We start from the raw sequence: 19,574 nt of genomic DNA, 5'->3' as shown, positions 1-19,574 counted from the left end.
CAATGCTGGTGGACGATTGATGGCGGCAATCGCCAGTGATCACTGCCCTTCCTCCGTCGACGGGAAACGATGCCCACGCTGCCTGCCCTGCTCGCCCTGCTGCTCCCGTGCCGCGGTTCGCTGCGGGCTCGGCCGTGGCTGCGGGCGCTCTGCATGCTGGTGCTTGCCCTGCTGGGCACCGCAGGTGCAGCGCATGCGCAGACCTTCAGCTTTCGCGAATACGACCAGGCCGATGGCCTGCAGGGGATGTCGATCAACGGCATCCTCGAAGACCGCAACGGCGCGGTCTGGGTGGCCACCGAAACCGCGCTGCACCGCTTCGAGCGCGATCGCTTCGTCCCGGTCGGTGCCGAGCAAGGCCTCGATGCCCGCTACACCCGTGCACTGACCCTGGACCGCGCCGGGCGGCTGTGGGTGGCCACCGCCAACGGCGTGTTCGTCCGCATCGGCGAGCGCTTCGAGCAGGTGCAATACAACGGCAAGCGGATCCGTGCCGATGCCGGCAACGTGATCGCCGCCTACCGCAACGGTGTGGCGGTGGTGAGCGACAACACGCTGCTGGCGCTGACGCCTGCCGCGGTCACCGGTTGGCAGGTGCAGCCATTGCCGTTGCGCGCCGCCGATGGCACGGTGCTGCCGCCGCGCCGCGCCTTGCTGGCCGATGGCAACGATTTGTGGGTGGCCTGCGAGGCAACCGTGTGCCGGCTGGATGCGCACGGCACGCTGGTGGAGGTGCTCTCGGACGAGGAAGGCGTGCCGGCCAAACGCTGGCGGGTGATCTTTCGCGACCGTGCCGGCCGGCTGTGGTTGCGTGGCGGTGGCCTGATCGTCTCGCGCGGGCCAGGCGAGGCGCGTTTCCGTTCGCATCCGTCCATCGCGCAAGCCACCTTCAACACGCTGTCGGGCGCCACCACCATGGTGGAAGACCCGCAAGGCCGGCTGCTGACACGTGCCGACCATGGTCTGGTGCGTTGGCAGGACGGTCACTGGACGGCCATCGGTGCCGACCAGGGCCTGCACCTGGATGCGATGGTGGGCCCGCTGCTGCAGCAATCCACCGGCACCTTGTGGATCGGCACGCGCGGCATGGGGATCCAGCGCTGGCTCGGCTACGGCAGCATCGAACACCTGACCGAAGCACAGGGCATGGCCGCCGCGCCCACCTGGGCCATCCAACGGCTACCCGACGGCACCCTGGCGGTGGGTGCGGACGGCGGCGGCAGCCTGCTGCCGGCACAGGCGCAGCGCGCGCAGCCCTGGCTGCAACACGACGGCCAGCCGCTGCCGCAGGCGCTGACCATTGCGGTGGCGCCCGATGGCGCGGGCTGGGTGTCGTTTTTTTCCGGGGCCATTGCGCGCCGCGACCCGATCACCGGGCAGACGCGCCGGGTGATGGACCTGCCGAGCCCGGTCTACAAACTGGTCTTCGACCGCAGCGGCACGCTGTGGATGGCCACCCCGCGCGGCATCTACCACGGCAGCAGCCAGGCATCCTACCCGCTGGCACCCGATGTCGCATTGGCCGGCACCTTTATCGGCGATCTCGATCTCGACGCGCAGGGCCGGCTGTGGGCGGCCACCGCCGATGGCCTGTATCGCCACGATGGCGCGCGCTGGGTGCAGGTGCCGGTGCATGGCGATCTGCCCAGCCAGGACATGTTCCAGCTCGACTTCGCCGCCGATGGCGACCTCTGGGTGTCGCTGCGCGAGGTCGGCCTGTGGCACGGGCGTGTGCAACCCGACGGCAGCGTGGCGCTGCAGGCAGTGACCGACCCGCTGGTCTCAAAGGTGATGCCCTTCATCCTGCGTCACGACCGCAAGGGCCGGCTGTGGGTGGGCAGCAGCCAGGGGCTGGATCTGTATCAGCACGGCCACTGGTCGCGGATCACCCGCGCCGAGGGGCTGCTGTGGGACGACATGTCGGCCAATGCGTTTTTCGAAGACACCGACGGCAGCATCTGGATCGGCAGCAGCCGCGGCCTGAGCCATCTGCGCCAGCCCGACCGCCTGTTTGCCGCACCGCCATTGCGGGTGGAGATCGCCCAGGTGCAGCGCGGCGAGCGCAGCCTGCGCGCGGATACATCGGTGGGCTGGTCGGAGACGCCGCTGGAGATCGACCTGCGCACCCCCGGTGTGGAGGGCGGGCCGGAGCGCATCAGCTTCCGCTACCGGGTGGAAGGCCGCCAGGCACGCTGGACCACCACCTCGCTCAGCCACATCACCTACCCCTTGCTGCCACCGGGCAACTACACGCTGGAAGTGCAGGCGCTGGACGCCTACCAACGCAGCGCCAGCCCCATTGCACAGTTCGCCTTCGCACTGCGACCGCCGTGGTGGCGCAGTGCGCTGGCCATCGTGGCGTACGTGCTGGCCGGCATCGGCGGCGTGGTGGCGCTGCTGCGTTGGCGCACGCGCAAGTTGCTGGCGCGCAAGCAGGAGCTGGAACATCTCATCGCCGAACGCACCGCCGAGCTCGAGCAGGACAAGCGCGATCTGGAAGCCGCGCGCGCGGCATTGACGCACAAGGCCACGCATGACGAATTGACCGGCCTGCTCAACCGCGCCGGCATTCTGGAAGCGCTCCGCGGCATGCTCGACAGCGCGCCGCTGCGCGAGCAACCGCTGGCGGTGGTGCTGATCGACCTGGACTACTTCAAGCAGGTCAACGACCAGCACGGCCATCTGGCCGGCGATGCGGTGCTGGCGGGCGTCGGCATGCGTTTGAATGCGCTGGTGCGTGGCAACGACCGGATCGGCCGCTATGGCGGCGAAGAATTGCTGGCGCTGCTGCCTGGTCTTGGTGCTGATGCAACCCATCGCCTCGACGCGCTGCACGCCGGCATCTGCGGCGATTACCCCACCGGCGAGGTCGTGCTGCCGATCACCTGTTCGATCGGCGTGGCCTGGCGGTACCCCGGCGACAGCGTCGAACACCTGCTCGCACGCGCCGACGCAGCGCTGTATCTGGCCAAGCGCAACGGACGCAACCGCATCGCATACGACGCTGCGCCGCAGCTGCACGCCAGTGATGCAGCACGCAACGCCGACAACGCCGGTTAAAGAAAGCCGTCACTGCAGCCGTTAGCGTGGTAACGCGGCTTGCACGACCGGCCGTCCATGGCACCCGTGAGGCACGGCGCATGACGCACCGGCCTTGACGCCTGCCGCTGCGTGGGAGAGCGCAACGCCCGTGGGGTTCGAGAACCGCCAGTACACTTCGCCAAGCCGGCGTCCGTCGAAAGGCGTGGCGCTGCTGTTGGTACTGCTGTGGCTGGCGTTTGCCGAACTGGCCGGTGCGCAGACCGCCACCATCCGTCGCTACGCACACGATCAAGGCCTGCTCGGGCTAGCTGGCACCTGCTTGCTGCAGACCCGCAACACATTGCTGTGGATGTGCACCGAAACCGGGCTGTATCGCTTCAATGGCCGCAATTTTCAGCAGTCGCCACTGGATGGCCTGCGCAACGAACCCATTTCGTCGATGAGCGAAGCGCCCGACGGGCGCCTGTGGGTGGCCGGTTTCCAGAGCCTGTTCGTCGGCGACGAGCGCGGCTTTCGCAAGCTCGACACCACTGAAGTCAACCACCTGCAAGACGGCGTGCTGCTGGCCAGCCTGCCGTGGGGCACCGTGCTGGCCAATAACGGCACCCTGCTGCGCCTGTTGCCACGTGCGCGCGAACGCTGGCATAGCGAACCGCTGCTGGACACCGCCACCCGGGTGCGCGTGCCGGACCTGTCCAAGGTGCTGAGCCTGTCGGTGGATGACGACACCTTGTGGGCCGGCTGCGGGCGCCAGCTGTGTGCGATCGATGCGCAGCGCAAGGTGCAGGTCTACGGCCCGCAGCAAGGCGTGCCGGATGACCGTTGGTACAGCGTGTTGCGTGACCGCGCAGGTGGGCTGTGGGCCCGCGGCGTGGGCACGATCGTGTACCGCGCACCGGGCGCGCACAACTTCACGGTTCGGCCACTGCCGGTGCTCGATGGCCGCGCCGTCGGCCAGCCAGCGCCACTGGTGCTGGACCGCAGCGGCCGCGTACTGGTGCGCAGTCACGCCGGGCTGGTGCGCTGGGAGTCTGACCACTGGCGCAGTTTCGATGCCGGCAACGGGCTGCCACAGGGCAGCAGCCACGCGGTGGTGGTCGACGCCGAAGGCGACGTGTGGATGAGCGTCGATGGCGAAGGCCTGGTGCGCTGGGCCGGCTACGAATGGATCGAAAACTGGGACGCCTCGCAGGGCATGCCACTGACACCCACCTGGTCGATCACCCGCGACGCGCACGGCGCATTGCTGGTCGGCAACGAACACGGCGTTGGCCGGCAGGCCGTGCCGCATGGCCGCTTTGCGCCGGCGCTGCCGGGTTCGGGCATCCAGGTGGTGAGCATGGTGCGCTCTGCCGACGGCAGTGTGTGGACCCTCAATTCCGCCGGCGCGGTGCGGCGCGACTGGCCGGATGGGCGCAGCGCCCAGGTCGGCAAGCTGCCGCGCACCGGGCGCCGCCTGCTGCTCGACCGCCAGGGGCGGCTCTGGGCGTTGAGCGTGGCCGGGCTGTTCGTCATCGACGCGGCCTTGGAGGGCGCCCCCCTGCACCGGGTGACCGACCTGCCGGCGATCGCCTATACCGATGTCCAGCAAAGCGGCGACGGCAGTGTGTGGGTGTCCAGCGCCAATGGCCTGTTCCGCCTGCAGGGAGCGCACTGGAGCAAGATTCCGATCCGCGTCAACGGCGGGCCGGGCGAGCCCTGGGTGAGCAAATTCCACGTCACCGACAGCGGCGAAGTCTGGCTGGCGTTCTATCGCCCTGGCGTGTGGCATGGCGTGTTGCAGCCCTCCGGGCTGGACCTGCAGGCGGTCAGTGATGAAGCCCTGGGCGAAGCGGGCGTGTACCTGCTGCGCGAGGACAGCGCCGGGCGGATCTGGGTGGGCCACGCGAGCGGCGTGGAGGTCTACGACGGCCAGCGCTGGTCGCATCTGTCGCAGTCGCAAGGCCTGCTTTGGGACGATGTCTCCGAAGCCGCGTTCCTGGAAGAGCCCGATGGCTCGGTGTGCATCGGCACCGCGCGTGGTGTCAGCCATGTGCGCACGCCGGCGCGGCTGTTCGACCAGCAGCAGCCCAGCGTGCGTATCGACAGCGTCACCCGTGGCGGTGTGCCGGTGCAGCGCGGCCAGCTGCTGGCCTGGAACGACAAGCCACTGCATCTGGCCTTGTCCAGCCTGCAGGTCTACGACGACCCCAGCCGGCTGAGCGTGCGTTATCGCCTGCTCGGCCTGCACGACGAATGGATCCAGACCAACGACCTGGCCATCGACCAGCCGCCGCTGCCCTCAGGCCATTTCCGCCTGCAGGTGCAGGTGCTCGACCGCTACCGGCGCACCGCCTCGCCCATCGTCGACTGGCCGTTTGCGGTGGCACCGCTGTGGTGGCGCAGCCCGCCGGCCATCGCGCTGTATGTGCTGATGGGCGCTGGCGTGCTGGCCGGCCTGTGGCGCTGGCGTCACCGCCATCTGGTGGCGCGCGAACGCATGCTGGCCGAGCTGGTGGCCGAACGGACCTACCAACTCGAGCGCGAGAAGCGCGAGCTGGAAACCGCACGCGCCGCGCTGGCCTTGAAGGCCAGCCATGACGCGCTGACCGGCCTGCTCAACCGCTCCGGCGTGCTGGAGGCACTGGCCGAAGAACTGCAGCAGTGCGCCAGCGCCGGTCACCCGTTGGCGGTGGTGCTGATCGATCTGGACCACTTCAAGCTGGTCAACGACGAACACGGGCACCTGGTGGGCGACGCCGTGCTGGCGCAGGTCGGCGCGCGGCTCACCAACTGCCTGCGCGACTCCGACAAGGTGGGCCGCTATGGCGGCGAAGAACTGCTGCTGTTGCTGCCGGGCATGACCCAACAGAGCCAGCACCGCCTGCGCGCCATCCATGAGGTGATCGGCGCCACGCCGTACGAGGTCGGCATTGCGCGGCCGTTGCGGGTCACCTGCTCGGTCGGCGTGGCCTGGTTCCGCAGCGGCGACAGCACCCCGACCCTGCTGGCCCGCGCCGACGAGGCGCTGTATCGCGCCAAGGGCCAGGGGCGCAACCGGATCGAACCGGAAACCCCGGCCTGCTCGGTTGCATGAAACCCGTCGCCGCACCCACTCAAGAAGCGGCGCGGCGGGTCGTTAGCTCACAGGGCAAGCGCTGGTGTCGGCGCGGGATGTGGACGGGTGCTCGGTACTTACAATCTTTCGCTGGTGCTGCTGTCGCTGGCGGTGGCCGTGCTGGCCTCGTATACCGCGCTGCACCTGGCCGCGCGCATGACCGCCAGCCGTGGCGGCATTGCGGCCGCGTGGCTGGTGGGCGGCGCCATTGCAATGGGGTTCGGCATCTGGTCGATGCATTTCGTCGGCATGCTGGCATTCCAGCTGCCGATTCCGCTGGGCTACGACCTGGCGTTGACCGCGTACTCGATGCTGGTGGCGATCCTGGCCTCGGCGTTGGCGCTGTGGCTGACCTCGCGCGCCGACCTGCCCTGGCGCCGCTTGAGCCTGGGCGCGCTGCTGATGGGCCTGGGCATCGCGCTGATGCACTACATGGGCATGGCGGCGATGCGCATGGATCCGGAGATCACCTATGACCCGCTGCTGTTCGCGGTCTCGGTGGCGATCGCCATCGGTGCCTCGGCTGCAGCGTTGTGGATCGCCTTCCAGCTGCGCCACGACGGCCGCCGCTACAGCCTGCGCGTGGTCGCCGCCATGATCATGGGCGTGGCCATCGTGGGCATGCACTACACCGGCATGGCTGCCGCGCAATTTGCGCCCGGCAGCATCTGCGGCGCGGCCGGGATCGGCGCGCAGCTGCCGCTGTCGTGGCTGGCCTCGGTGGTGGCGGCGGTCACCTTGGGCCTGCTGGGGCTGGCGCTGGTGATCTCGGTGCTGTCGCGCCGCTTCCAGCAACGCACCGACGTGCTGGCGCAATCGCTGGCGCAGGCCAACCAGGAATTGGTGCTGGCCGCCCTGCACGACCCGCTGACCCGCCTGCCCAACCGCGTGCTGCTGCATGAGCACGTGCTGCAGAGCATCGAGCGCGGCCAGCGCGACGGGCAGCGCTTTGCGGTGATGCTGATCGACCTGGACGGCTTCAAGGCGGTCAACGACGGCTACGGGCATCAGCTCGGAGACCAACTGCTGATCGCCGTGGCACAGCGGCTGGGCGCGCATCGGCGCGCACACGGCAGCCTGGCACGGCTGGGCGCGGACGAATTCGTGCTGGTGGCCGACATCGCCGACCCGGAAGATGCCGCCGCCATCGCCGGGCATCTGGTGCAGGCGCTGGCGCTGCCGTTTTTGGTGGGCGACCACGAGCTGCGCCTCAGCAGCAGCGTGGGCATTGCGCTGTATCCGGAAGATGCCGGCAGCGAGCACCAGCTGATGACCCACGCCGATGCCGCCATGGGCCATGCCAAGCAGGCCGGTCGCAACCGCTACAGCTTCTTTGATCGCTCGATGACCGGCACCACCCGCGAGCGCCTGCAGTTGCTGCAGGATCTGCCGCGCGCGCTGGAGCTGGGCCAGTTCGCGCTGCACTACCAGCCCAAGTACTGCGCTGAAGACGGCCGCCCCCTGGGTGCGGAGGCATTGATCCGCTGGCTGCACCCCGAACGCGGCATGGTGCCGCCGGACAGCTTCATCCCCTTGGCCGAGCGCAGCGGCATGATCGGCCCGCTCGGCAAGTGGGTGCTCGAAGAAGCCTGCCGGCAGATGCGCGCCTGGCGCGATGCCGGGCACGGCGACTGGCGCGTGGCGGTGAATCTCTCCGCCACCCAGCTGGCCTCGCCCAGCCTGCCGGCGGAAGTGGCCGCCACCCTGGCCGCGCACGCCATCGCGCCCGGCCAGCTGACCCTGGAGATCACCGAAACCATGGCCATGCGCGACGCCGACGCCTGCCTGCGCACGCTGGGCCAGCTCACCGACCTGGGCGTACGGATCGCCATCGACGACTTCGGCACCGGCTATTCCAACCTGCTCTACCTGCGCAAGTTGCCCGCTCACGAGCTCAAGATCGACCGCAGCTTCGTGCAGGCCATGGACAGCGGCCCGGAAGACATCGCCATCGTCGCCGCGGTGGTCGCCCTGGCCCACACCATGCGCCTGCAGGTGGTGGCCGAAGGCGTGGAGACCGCCGCCCAGCGCAACACGCTAGAACGCCTGGGCTGCGACCAACTGCAGGGCTACCTGCTGGGCCGACCGATGGAACCGGACCGCTTCATCGCCCTGGTCGTCGCCCAACCCGATGGCGAACGCCGCCGCGCCAGCTGAGCCCCAAGGCTGCAGGTGAAAGTGCCGCAGGCGCAAGCCCGCACCTTGCGCGTACGTAGCCCAACGCCGGCAACCTGACGCCCCCCTGCTTCAGCCCCACGCAGGCCAATCGATCCCGTGGCCCAGCCCACGTTCGCGCTCCCAGCATCCGGCTGCCAACACACCGAACTACCCAACAACGCACCCACATGGTTGGCATCGCCAGGCGCCCCGATCTAGACCATGCACGCTCCCAGCCATACGGCGTAAGACGCACCACCGCTGCTTGTCCGGCCAGCGCAACCTACCAGCCGTCTGCTACCCGGCTTTGCCTATTCCCGCCCCCCCGCAATCGTCCAGCGCGCAGCCCCCCGCCCTTGCGATTCCCGAATCCCGATTCCCCATTCCCGTTTTAAGGAACACCACTTGCATGACGCAAGGCCAATCCAGTCAACGGCCCCCCAATGTCCGAGTCCGAAGACGGCGGCGAACGCACCGAACTACCGACCGAAAAACGCCTGCGCGAAGCCCGCGAGCAGGGCAACATCCCGCAATCGCGCGAGTTGTCCACCGCCGCGGTGTTCGGTACCGGGGTGTTCGCGCTGATGCTGATGGCGCGCGGCATCGGCGACGGCGCCAGTGTCTGGATGAAGACCGCGCTGAGCCCCGACCCGAAGATGCGCGAGAACCCGATGGCCTTGTTCGGCCACTTCGGCGATCTGCTGCTGCAACTGCTGTGGGTGATGGTGCCGCTGATCGGCATCTGCCTGGCAGCCGGGCTGGTCGGCCCGCTGCTGATGAGCGGCCTGCACTTTTCCGGCAAGGCGATCATGCCCGACCTCAACAAGCTCAATCCCATGAACGGGATCAAGCGCATGTGGGGCGGCAACAGCCTGGCCGAGCTGGTCAAGTCGATCCTGCGCCTGCTGTTCGTGGGCCTGGCGGCCAGCCTCTGTGTCTCCAAGGGCCTGCACGGCCTGCGCTCGCTGGTGAACCAGCCGCTGGAACAGGCCGTGGGCAACGGGCTGGACTTCACCAAGAGCCTGCTGTTCTACACCGCCGGCGCGCTGGTGCTGCTGGCCGCCTTCGACGCGCCGTACCAGAAGTGGAACTGGCTGCGGAAGCTGAAGATGACGCGCGAGGAGATCAAGCGCGAGATGAAGGAAAGCGAAGGTAGCCCGGAAGTGAAGGGCCGCATCCGCCAGATGCAGATGCAGATGTCGCAGCGCCGGATGATGGAAGCGCTGCCCACCGCCGACGTGGTGCTGATGAATCCGACCCACTACGCGGTGGCGCTGAAGTACGAAGGCGGCAAGATGCGCGCCCCGGTGGTGGTGGCCAAAGGTGTGGACGAAATGGCCTTCCGCATCCGCGAAGCCTGCGAGCAGCACCGGGTGGCGATCGTCACCGCGCCGCCTTTGGCACGCGCCTTGTATAGGGAAGCCCAACTCGGCAAGGAAATTCCCGTGAGACTCTATTCGGTGGTGGCACAGGTGTTGTCCTACGTCTACCAGCTACGCGGCTGGAACGGCGGCCCGATGCCCGATTTGCCGCCGCTCGAGGTGGATGAGTTCGGCAAGGGGGCCAGCGCATGAGCGCCCAACCCGCCCCGATGAACGCCCGCCGCGTGATGGAGCTGCTGCGCAACGGCCTGGGCGCCCCGCTCGCGCTGATGGCCATGCTGGCCATGCTGATGGTGCCGCTGGCCGCGCCGGTGCTGGATGCGCTGTTCACCTTCAACATCGCCATCTCGCTGATGGTGCTGCTGGCGGTGGTCTACGTGCAGCGCCCGCTGGAATTCACCATTTTCCCGATCGTGCTGCTGATGACCACGATGCTGCGGCTGGCGCTCAACGTCGCCTCCAGCCGCGTGATCCTGATCAACGGCCAGGACGGCCACGCCGCAGCCGGCAAGGTGATCGAGGCCTTCGGCCAGTTCGTGATCGGCGGCAACTACGCCGTGGGCATCGTGGTGTTCGCGATCCTGACCATCATCAACTTCGTGGTCATCACCAAGGGTGCCGGGCGCGTGTCGGAAGTGACCGCCCGCTTCATCCTGGACGCCATGCCCGGCAAGCAGATGGCCATCGACGCCGACCTCAACGCCGGTTTGCTGACGCGTGAGGAAGCCAAGGCCCGCCGCGAAGAGGTCCGCGAGGAAGCCGACTTCTACGGCGCAATGGACGGTGCCAACAAGTTCATCCGCGGCGACGCCATCGCCGCCATCCTGATCCTGTTCATCAACCTCATCGGCGGCATGGCGGTGGGCATGCTCCAGCACAACATGTCCTTCATCGATGCGGCGTCCACCTACACACTGCTGTCCATCGGTGACGGCCTGGTGGCGCAGCTGCCGGCGTTGCTGGTCTCGTCCTCGGTCGCCCTGCTGGTGACCCGCGCCTCGCGGGCGCAGGACATGCGCGGCGCCATGATCAGCCAGGTCTTCGGCCAGCACCGCGCATTGGCGGTGGCCGCGGCCATCCTGGGCCTGGTCGGCCTGGTGCCCGGCATGCCGAACGTCGCGTTTTTGACGCTCGGCCTGATCCTGGGCGTGATCGCCTGGAAAATGTACAAGCGCAGCCTGGTGGTCGCCCCCACCGGCGAAGCCACCACCGACCCGAAGGCCGCCGCTGCCGCGACGGCCGCCGCCGCCAGCGCCGAGCTGAGCTGGGACGAATTGCGCCCGATCGACCCGCTGGGCCTGGAAGTGGGCTACCGCCTGATTCCGCTGGTGGACAAGAACCAGGGCGGCGAATTGATGGCGCGCATCAAGGGCGTGCGCCGCAAGCTCACCCAGGACATCGGCTTCCTGGTGCCGCCGGTGCACATCCGCGACAACCTGGAGCTGTCGGCCAACGCCTACCGGCTGCTGGTGCACGGCGTGCCGGTGGCCACCGCCGAGATCTACCCCGACCGCGAACTGGCCCTGGACCCGGGCGGTGCGCTCGGCCAGCTGGACGGCATTCCCGGCAAGGACCCGGCGTTCGGCCTGGATGCCACCTGGATCCAGCCGCACCAGCGCGCCTATGCCGAATCGATGGGCTACACGGTGGTCGACCCGGCCACCGTGGTCGCCACCCACCTGTCGCACCTGATCCGCGAACACGCCCCGGAGCTGCTCGGCCACGAAGAAGTGCAGCAGTTGCTGGCCACCCTGGGCAAGACCGCGCCGAAGATGGTCGAAGATCTCACTCCAAAGGCGCTGCCGCTGTCGGTGGTGGTGCGCGTGCTGCAGAACCTGCTGATCGAACGCATCCCGGTGCGCCAGCTGCGCAAGATCGTCGAAGCCCTGGTCGAGCACGCCCCGCACAGCCAGGACCCGGCCGCCCTCACCGCCGCGGTGCGCACCTCGCTGGGCCGGTTCATCGTGCAGGAAATCGCCGGCATGTCGGCCGAGCTGCCGGTGTTCACCCTGGCCCCGCAGCTGGAGCGCGTGCTGCAGGAATCCACCCATGGCAACGGCGTAGCGCTGGAACCGGGCCTGGCCGAACGCCTGCACCAGAGCCTGGCCGAGTGCGTCGGCAAGCAGGAAGCCCGCAACGAACCGGCGGTGGTGCTGGTGCCCGGCCAGGTGCGTGCCGCCCTGGCCCGCCTGGTCCGCCACAGCGTGCCGAGCCTGTCGGTGCTGGCGTATAGCGAAGTGCCGGAAGACAAGCGGTTGAAGCTGGTCGGCACCATTAGCTGAGCCGGGCGCTTCTAATCACGCGGTTGAAACTGGCGGGCACCATTAGCTGAGCCAGGCCCGTCGATTGATGAGACGGGTTTGTGGTCAGCCAGCCTTCGCTGTGGTGATTGATGAGGCGGGTTCGTCGATTGGCCACCTCGTAGGAGCGCACCCGGGCGCGACGGTCGTTATCGGGAATGCCCTCGCGCCCAAGGGCGCTCCTACGACATTCCGGCGACCCGACCACGCGCAGTGGCCCAGACAAGCTCGCTGACACCGCTTGTGTAGGAGCGACCTCGGTCGCGAGGGCTTTACCGGGAACGCCCATAGGGCTTCACCGGGAACGCCCTCGCGCACAAGTGCGCTCCTACGGCATTCCGGCGACCCGACCACGCGATCGGCCAACAATCTCGCTGACACCGCTTGGTAGGAGCGACCTCGGTCGCGAGGGCTTTACCGGAAACGCCCATAGGGCTTCACCGGGAATGCCCATCGCGCCCAAGGGCGCTCCTACGCATTGACCGGTGCCCCGCGCCTCGGCGTCGCACTGCCTGCCGACCGGCAAGCGAATGCTAAAGCCCGGTAATCGAATGCCAAAACCCGGCGTCGGAAACCCGCCACCGGTCCAAACCTCCAATCGATTGCAGGGCGCTGGCCGTTTTCAGGCGCTCCACTCGCTCCACGTTCGTCACCCAGCCCGTCAGCGGCTCCGCCCGCACGGCACCGCCACCGCATCGCCGCCCTGGAAAAACGTCAATCAATCCAACGACTTGACCACACCCGCCCAGGCCGAACGCCCAGCCCCGCCTCCGTCCCAATCCCATAAACCTACGCGCCGGAACCCCGGCGCCGCGTTTTGGCACACCGCATGCATTAGCTCTGGCGAGACCGCAGACAGCCACACCGCTGCGGGGCGGGACGCAGCACTTGGACGAACGAACGGGACAGGCACCTCATGACGCTGGCAACACACCCACATTTCACCCGCACCCGTACGGCGTCCGTCGGGTCCTGTTCCTGGAGGCACTTCGCATGAAGATCAAACGCTTTGTTGCCCCGGACATGCGCACCGCATTCCGCATGGTGCGCGAAGAGCACGGCCCGGACGCGGTGATCCTGTCCAACCGCCGCACCGCCGAAGGCGTCGAGATCGTCGCCGCCAGCAACTACGACGAAGAACTGGTGCAGCGCGCCCTGGAAACCGCCCGCTCCGACGTGCCGGCCGCCGCTGCGGCGCCGGCTCCGGTCCAGCAGGCGCCGGCCATCCAGCCTGCTCCTGTGCACGTGCCGCGTCGCGACACCGCCGAAGCCGGCATGACCCAGCGCCAGCGCGTGGCCAGTGCCGCCGAAGAAATGATCGCCGCCATGGCCCTGCGCCAGCCGGTCAGCGTGCCGCGCCCCGCCCCGGCGGCTGCACCGGTCCGCGCTGCGGCGCCGATGCCGGTTGCCGTGCAGAGCGCACCGGCTGCCGCCATGCGCCAGCAGCCCGAGCACGCCCTGTCGGAACTGCCCGAGCAGCTGTTCGCCGAATTCCTGACCACCCCGCCGGTGCCGCGTGCACCGCTGCAGGCCCCGGTCGTCGCCACCGCGCCGGTCCCGGCGATGCCGGCCGCTGTTGCCTCACCGGTCGCGATCGCACACCACCACGATGACGAACTGGCCGACGACGGCTTCGACCTGGACGACGCGCTGCCGCAGATCCTGCCGCCGGCCGCGCTGCCGCCGCTGGTCGTCGCCCCGGTGGCGCCGGTCGCCCTGGCCGCCGTGCAGGCCGCCGCCCCGGCGCCGCAGAACGACGAAGAACTCAAGCAGCTGCGCGGCGAGCTGGCGCTGATGCGCCAGATGATCGAGCGCGAAATGAACCGCCTCACCGACGAACGCCTGCGCGGCTCGCCGGTGCGTGCCCAGGCGCTGGAGCTGATGGACGACTACGGCTTCGACGCCGGCCTGATCCGCGATGTCGCCCTGCAGATCCCGGCCGACACCGAATTGCACCGCGGCCGTGGGCTGATGCTGGGCCTGCTGTCCAAGCGCCTGCCGGTGGCCCCGGTCGACCCGCTGGAACTGGGCGGCGTCATCGCCCTGGTCGGCCCGACCGGCGCCGGCAAGACCACCACCATCGCCAAGCTCGCCCAGCGCTTCGCCGCCCAGCACGCCCCGCGCGACGTGGCCCTGGTCACCACCGACACCCAGCGTGTCGGCGGCCGCGAACAGCTGCACAGCTACGGCCGCCAGCTCGGCATCGCCGTGCACGAGGCCGACAGCGCCGAAAGCCTGCTGGAGCTGCTCGAGCGCCTGCGCGACTACAAGCTGGTGCTGATCGACACCGCCGGCATGGGCCAGCGCGACCGCGCCCTGGCCGCCCAGCTCAACTGGCTGCGCGCCGCCCGCCAGGTCACCTCGCTGCTGGTGCTGCCCGCCAACGCCCATTTTTCCGACCTCGACGAGGTCGTGCGCCGCTTCGCCCATGCCAAGCCCCAGGGCGTGGTGCTGACCAAACTCGACGAGACCGGACGCTTCGGCAGCGCCCTGTCGGTGGTCGTCGATCACCAGATGCCGATCACCTGGGTCACCGACGGACAACGCGTCCCCGATGACCTGCACCGTGCCAATGCCGCCAGTCTCGTTCTTCGCCTTGAAGATTTGCGGCGCGCTGCCGATAAGCCCTGTACTCCGGAGCACAACCATGCAGTCGCGTGAATACGCAAAGCTGACCAACGCCTTCCCCCTGTCGGCGACCCGTCCCGAGCCTTTGGGCCCGGTGCGCACCATTGCCGTGACCGGTGGCAAGGGTGGCGTGGGTAAAACCAACATCTCCGCCAACCTGGCGGTGGCCCTGGCCGACATGGGCAAGCGCACCCTGCTGCTCGACGCCGACCTGGGCCTGGCCAATCTGGACGTGGTGCTGGGCCTGTCGCCCAAGTACACCCTGGCCGACCTGATCGCCGGCCGCTGCACGCTGGACGAAGTGATCATCGAAGGCCCCGGCGGCGTGCTCGTGGTGCCGGCCGCCTCCGGTCGCCGCCACATGGCCGAACTGGCCCCGGCCCAGCACATCGGCCTGGTCAACGTGTTCTCCGAACTGGAGCGCGACCTGGACGTGATGGTCATCGACACCGCCGCCGGCATCACCGACAGCGTGCTGACCTTCTGCCAGGCCGCCCAGGACACCGTGGTGGTGGTCTGCGACGAGCCGGCCTCGATCACCGACGCCTACGCGCTGATCAAGGTGCTCTCGCGCGAACGCGGCGTTGACCGCCTGCAGATCATCGCCAACATGGTGCGCGACCCCAACGAAGGCCGCCTGCTGTACGACAAGCTCTCGCGGGTGTGCGAAAAGTTCCTCGGCGACGTTTCGCTGAACTACCTCGGCCACGTGCCGCAGGACGATTGGCTGCGCCTGTCGGTGCAGCGCCAGCAACCGGTCATCAAGGCCTACCCGGCCAGTCCCTCGGCACAGGCCATTGCCGAAATCGCACGCCGTACCTCGCGCTGGCAGGCCCCCACCGTGCCGCGCGGCAACGTCGAGTTCTTCGTCGAACGCATCATCCAACGGGGAGTGGCCGCATGAGTACCGCCACCGCAACGACCGCCACGGCCCAGTACCGTGCCGTGCAACGCAATAACGCCAACGATGTGGTCACCCAGCACGCCGACCTGGTGCGCCGGATCGCCCACCATCTGGCCGCGCGCCTGCCGGCGAGCGTGGAAGTGGACGATTTGATCCAGGCCGGCATGATCGGCCTGATCGAAGCCTCGCGCAGCTACGATTCCGACCAGGGCGCCTCGTTCGAAACCTATGCCTCGATCCGCATCCGCGGCTCGATGATCGACGAGATCCGTCGGGGCGACTGGGTGCCGCGCTCGGTGCACCGCCGTGCCCGCGACGCCGCCGCCGCCGTGCGCAAGATCGAACAGAACACCGGCCGCGCCGCCGCCGCCACCGAAGTGGCCGCCGCGATGGAGATGCCGCTGCCCGACTACCTGCGCCTGATGGAAGACGCCGCACGCGGCCAGGTGCTGAGCCTGGAATCGCGCATCGAAGATCACGGCGAACTGGACACCACCGCCAAGGGTGGCCCCAATCCGCAGCAGATGATGGAGCGCGGCGAGTTTGGTCGCGAGCTGGGCAAGGCCATTGGCCAGTTGCCCGAGCGCGAACAGCTGGTGCTGTCGCTGTACTACGAACAGGAATTGAACCTGAAGGAAATCGGCGCCGTGCTCGGTGTCAGCGAGTCGCGCGTCTGCCAGATCCATGGCCAGGCCGTGGTGCGTCTGCGCGGCCGCCTCAAAGTCTTCGAACTGGCCGATGCCGGTGTCGAAATTGACGATTAATTTTTTCGCGTATTTTTTCGTGTTAGGAGCTTGATGTGAATAAGAACATGCGGATCCTGATCGTGGACGACTTCTCGACGATGCGCCGTATCGTCAAGAATCTGTTGGCGGATCTCGGCTTCACTAATACCGCAGAGGCCGAAGACGGCAACAGCGCACTGGCTGCGTTGCGCGCGGGCCCGTTCGATTTCGTGGTCACCGACTGGAACATGCCCGGCATGACCGGCATCGACCTGCTGCGCAACATCCGCGCCGACGCCAAGCTCAAGCACCTGCCGGTGATGATGGTGACCGCCGAGGCCAAGCGCGAACAGATCATCGAAGCCGCCCAGTGCGGCGTGAACGGCTACATCATCAAGCCGTTTACCGCCCAGACCCTGGAAGAAAAGCTGGGCAAGGTGTTCGAACGTCTGGCGGCGACCGCCTGATGAACGCCACCGTGGACACCAATGCCGAACGCGCCGCGCTGATCGACCGCCTGCAGGGCGCGCTCGATGCGTTGGAAAGCGGTGACGAAGCCGCTTGGAAGCGCGAGGTCGACCACCTCGCCGCCTTGCGCACCCGTCCGATGATGCAGGGCCTGAGCCGGCTTGCACGCGAACTGGGCCAGGCCCTGGGCGAACTGCCCACCGTGCCCGAAGAAGCCGGCGAGCTCGACGACGCCTGCTCGCGGTTGGACCACGTGGTGGAAATGACCGAAAAGGCCAGCCATCGCACGCTGGATCTGGTCGAAGAATGCCGTTTGCTGGCGAACCAGCTGCGCGATGGTGGTCTTAACCAGGACCAGGGCGCGCTGATGGACAAGATGCGCCACAACCTGACCGAGCTGTCGCTGGCGCAGAGCTACCAGGACCTGAGCGGCCAGATCATCCGGCGCGTGGCCGGCATCGTGCGGCGCGTGCATGAAGGCTTTGGCGCCCTCGGCCTGCCGCCGAAAAGCACCGAGCCGAAGAAAGACGACGGCGGTCTTGCCGGTCCTGCAGTCAAGGGCCTGGACCGTCACGCGGTGTCGCAAGACGACGCCGACGACCTGCTGTCCGGATTGGGGTTGTAACCATGAGTGCTGTTCCAGACGATATTGCTGCCGATTTCATCGTCGAGGCCCAGGAAATCCTGGATCGCCTCGGCGAACAGCTGGTGTCGCTGGAACAGGCGCCAGACGAAGCCGACCAGCTCAACGCGGTGTTCCGCGGCTTCCACACGCTCAAGGGCGGCGCCGGCTTCCTGGCGATCAAGCCCATGGTGGAGCTGTGCCACGCTGCCGAAGAAACGCTCGGCATGGCGCGCTCCGGCCAGGCGGTGCTGCAGGCGCATCACTTCGATGCCGCGCAGCAGTCGCTGGATTATCTGCAGGCCATGCTCGATGCGATGGGCTCGGGTGACCCGGTGCCGCATGCACCGGCGTCGCTGATCGCGCAGTTCGATGCCAAGAGCGGCCCGCCGGCGGTGAAGTCCGCGCCCAAGGCCGCCGCGCTCGCCGCGGTACCCGCCGGCCAGGCACCGGCCGCCGCCGGTGCCAAGGCCGCGCCGAAAGCCGCAGCCAAGAGCGGTGGCGCCGAAGCCGAACAGACCGTGCGCGTGGATACCAAGCGCCTGGACGCCATCGTCAACCTGATCGGCGAACTGGTGCTCTCGCGCAACCGGCTCAAGACCTTGCGCACCCGCTTGCGCGACGAAGAACTCGACCGCGCGGTGAGCACGCTCGACATCGCCACCGCCCGCCTGCAGACCGCGGTCATGCGCACCCGCATGCAACCGGTGAGCAAGGTGTTCTCGCGCTTTCCCAAGGTGGCCCGCGATGTGGCGCGCACCCTGTCCAAGGAAGTGGAACTGGAGCTGATTGGCGCGGAGACCGAGCTGGATCGCAACCTGGTCGAAGCCTTGGCCGACCCGCTGGTGCACCTGGTGCGCAACGCGATCGACCACGGCATCGAATCCCCCGCATTACGCGAAGCCACCGGCAAGCCACGCAGCGGCCACGTGCGCCTGTCCGCGCAGCAGGAAGGCGACTACGTCAGTATCGAAATCCAGGACGACGGTGCCGGCATCGACCCTGAGCGTCTGCGCGAAATCGCCCGCAACAAGGGCCTGATCGATGCAGAAGCCGCCGCGCGTCTGAGCACCGACGAGTGCCTGCATCTGATCTTCATGCCCGGCTTCTCGACCAAGGCCGAGGTGACCGACATCTCCGGCCGCGGCGTTGGCATGGACGTGGTGCAATCGCGTATCCGCGAGCTCAGCGGGCAGATCCAGATCCAGTCCGAACTGGGCCGCGGCAGCCGCTTCATGATCCGCGTGCCGCTGACCCTGGCGATCCTGCCCACCTTGCTGGTGCAGGCCGGCGAAGCGGTCTATGCCCTGCCGCTGGCCCGCGTGGTTGAGGTGCTGCATGCCCCGCAGTCCTCGCTGGGCTGGTTCGACGGCCGCGCCGTGCTCGATCGCCGCTCGCACACCTTGCCGCTGATCGACCTGCGCCGCTGGCTGGGCGTGCCCGCCGAACAACCGCCGCTGCTGACCGTGGTGCTGCTGCAGGCTGGCGAAACCCGCTTCGGCCTGGTGGTGGACCAGGTCCGCGGCCGCGAGGAAGTGGTGATCAAGCCCCTGCCCCGCGCCCTGCGCGGCCTGCCCGGCTACGCCGGCGCCACCCTGATCGGCGATGGCCGCATGGCGCTGATTCTGGATGTGGATGGGCTGCGTTCCAGCGATCATTGATTTTGGGGATTGGGGATTCGGGATTGGGGATTGGGGATTGGGAGAATCGGGAATCGGGAATCGGCAAGACGATCCTGGTTGCCTGATCTAACGACAACGGCCGCGTACTGCGGCCGTTGTCGTTTCACTACCAGCATCGCTGCCGATCTATGTCGCTACGCGCGCAGGTATGGGCGCGATGGTCTGGCTGCCGTGGAAGTGAACCTGGAACCGTTTGGACCCCAACCTGGAACCGTTTGGACCCCGTTATCTCGTTACGAAACACTCAGCGTGTCATCGACGGACCAGCCTGGCTGACGGCTTGCTGAGATTGCTCCAGCGCCTGCTGCTGTTCGCGCGCCTGGGCCTGAGTCTGATTGATTGCCTGCAGGCGATCGAACGACTGGGTCTCTGGTGTCTGCACGGCGTCCATGGTCGACATATGGGCACGCTGGTGAGCCGGGTCGTTGAGGGCGCCCTGAACGACGAAGACCTTCTCGCCGCCCGCCAGCTGAGCCGTTGGGTTGTTGAGCACCACATGATCCACCCGCGACAACCCTTCCTCTTTTGCCAGCGCAAGCAGGCTAGCTGTCATGCGCTCGCTCGATG

12 protein-coding genes are annotated in these 19,574 nt (G+C 68.0%); 11 read left to right on the top strand and 1 reads right to left on the bottom strand.

Going from position 1 to position 19,574, the window contains the following annotated elements; translation table 11 throughout:
• Nucleotides 1-69: 69 nt before the first annotated feature.
• The 11 genes from ACD584_RS13205 to ACD584_RS13155 all read left to right on the top strand — a co-directional run bounded on the left by ACD584_RS13205 (nucleotide 70) and on the right by ACD584_RS13155 (nucleotide 18,986).
• Entirely contained in the window at nucleotides 70-3,060 is a 2,991-nt protein-coding gene (locus ACD584_RS13205) for a ligand-binding sensor domain-containing diguanylate cyclase (RefSeq protein WP_076036902.1), read from the top strand.
• Between the two features lie 130 nt (nucleotides 3,061-3,190).
• The gene (locus ACD584_RS13200; RefSeq protein WP_175611646.1) at nucleotides 3,191-6,118 is read left to right on the top strand and encodes a ligand-binding sensor domain-containing diguanylate cyclase; all 2,928 of its coding nucleotides are present in this window, start codon (nucleotides 3,191-3,193) and stop codon (nucleotides 6,116-6,118) included.
• 87 nt (nucleotides 6,119-6,205) lie between these two features.
• Complete coding sequence (locus ACD584_RS13195) at nucleotides 6,206-8,296, top strand: bifunctional diguanylate cyclase/phosphodiesterase (protein WP_076036900.1); 2,091 nt, start codon at nucleotides 6,206-6,208, stop codon at nucleotides 8,294-8,296.
• 443 nt (nucleotides 8,297-8,739) lie between these two features.
• A complete protein-coding gene (gene flhB / locus ACD584_RS13190) occupies nucleotides 8,740-9,870 on the top strand; it encodes a flagellar biosynthesis protein FlhB (RefSeq protein ID WP_076036899.1) in 1,131 nt (376 codons plus the stop codon).
• Between the two features lie 17 nt (nucleotides 9,871-9,887).
• Nucleotides 9,888-11,960, top strand: coding sequence for a flagellar biosynthesis protein FlhA (gene flhA, locus ACD584_RS13185; protein ID WP_175611847.1), 2,073 nt, complete (start codon nucleotides 9,888-9,890; stop codon nucleotides 11,958-11,960).
• Nucleotides 11,961-12,971: 1,011 nt separating this feature from the next.
• Nucleotides 12,972-14,639: a flagellar biosynthesis protein FlhF gene (flhF, locus tag ACD584_RS13180; protein ID WP_042599020.1), complete on the top strand. Its 1,668-nt coding sequence runs from the start codon at nucleotides 12,972-12,974 to the stop codon at nucleotides 14,637-14,639.
• A complete protein-coding gene (locus tag ACD584_RS13175; protein ID WP_010374294.1) occupies nucleotides 14,626-15,510 on the top strand; it encodes a MinD/ParA family protein in 885 nt (294 codons plus the stop codon). The genes flhF and ACD584_RS13175 overlap by 14 nt, the downstream gene beginning before the upstream one ends.
• Nucleotides 15,507-16,274 (top strand): RNA polymerase sigma factor FliA, encoded by a 768-nt coding sequence (locus ACD584_RS13170; RefSeq protein WP_011037072.1) that lies wholly within the window; start codon nucleotides 15,507-15,509, stop codon nucleotides 16,272-16,274. Before ACD584_RS13175 ends, ACD584_RS13170 begins: the two co-directional genes overlap by 4 nt.
• Nucleotides 16,275-16,309: 35 nt before the next feature.
• Nucleotides 16,310-16,702, top strand: a complete 393-nt coding sequence (gene cheY / locus ACD584_RS13165; protein ID WP_014507662.1) for a chemotaxis response regulator CheY — start codon at nucleotides 16,310-16,312, stop codon at nucleotides 16,700-16,702.
• The gene (locus tag ACD584_RS13160; protein WP_011037071.1) at nucleotides 16,702-17,328 is read left to right on the top strand and encodes a protein phosphatase CheZ; all 627 of its coding nucleotides are present in this window, start codon (nucleotides 16,702-16,704) and stop codon (nucleotides 17,326-17,328) included. The genes cheY and ACD584_RS13160 overlap by 1 nt, the downstream gene beginning before the upstream one ends.
• A gap of 2 nt (nucleotides 17,329-17,330) precedes the next feature.
• Nucleotides 17,331-18,986 (top strand): chemotaxis protein CheA, encoded by a 1,656-nt coding sequence (locus ACD584_RS13155; RefSeq protein ID WP_012438327.1) that lies wholly within the window; start codon nucleotides 17,331-17,333, stop codon nucleotides 18,984-18,986.
• 265 nt (nucleotides 18,987-19,251) lie between these two features.
• On the opposite strand, the gene ACD584_RS13150 is transcribed toward ACD584_RS13155, so the two are convergent.
• A partial coding sequence (locus ACD584_RS13150; RefSeq protein ID WP_372357293.1) for an XVIPCD domain-containing protein occupies nucleotides 19,252-19,574 on the bottom strand: 323 nt, incomplete at its 5' end.

This window comes from Xanthomonas sp. NCPPB 2922, assembly GCF_041520885.1.
GTDB classification, from domain to species: domain Bacteria; phylum Pseudomonadota; class Gammaproteobacteria; order Xanthomonadales; family Xanthomonadaceae; genus Xanthomonas; species Xanthomonas campestris.
This window is presented reverse-complemented; position numbering and strand designations above follow the sequence as displayed.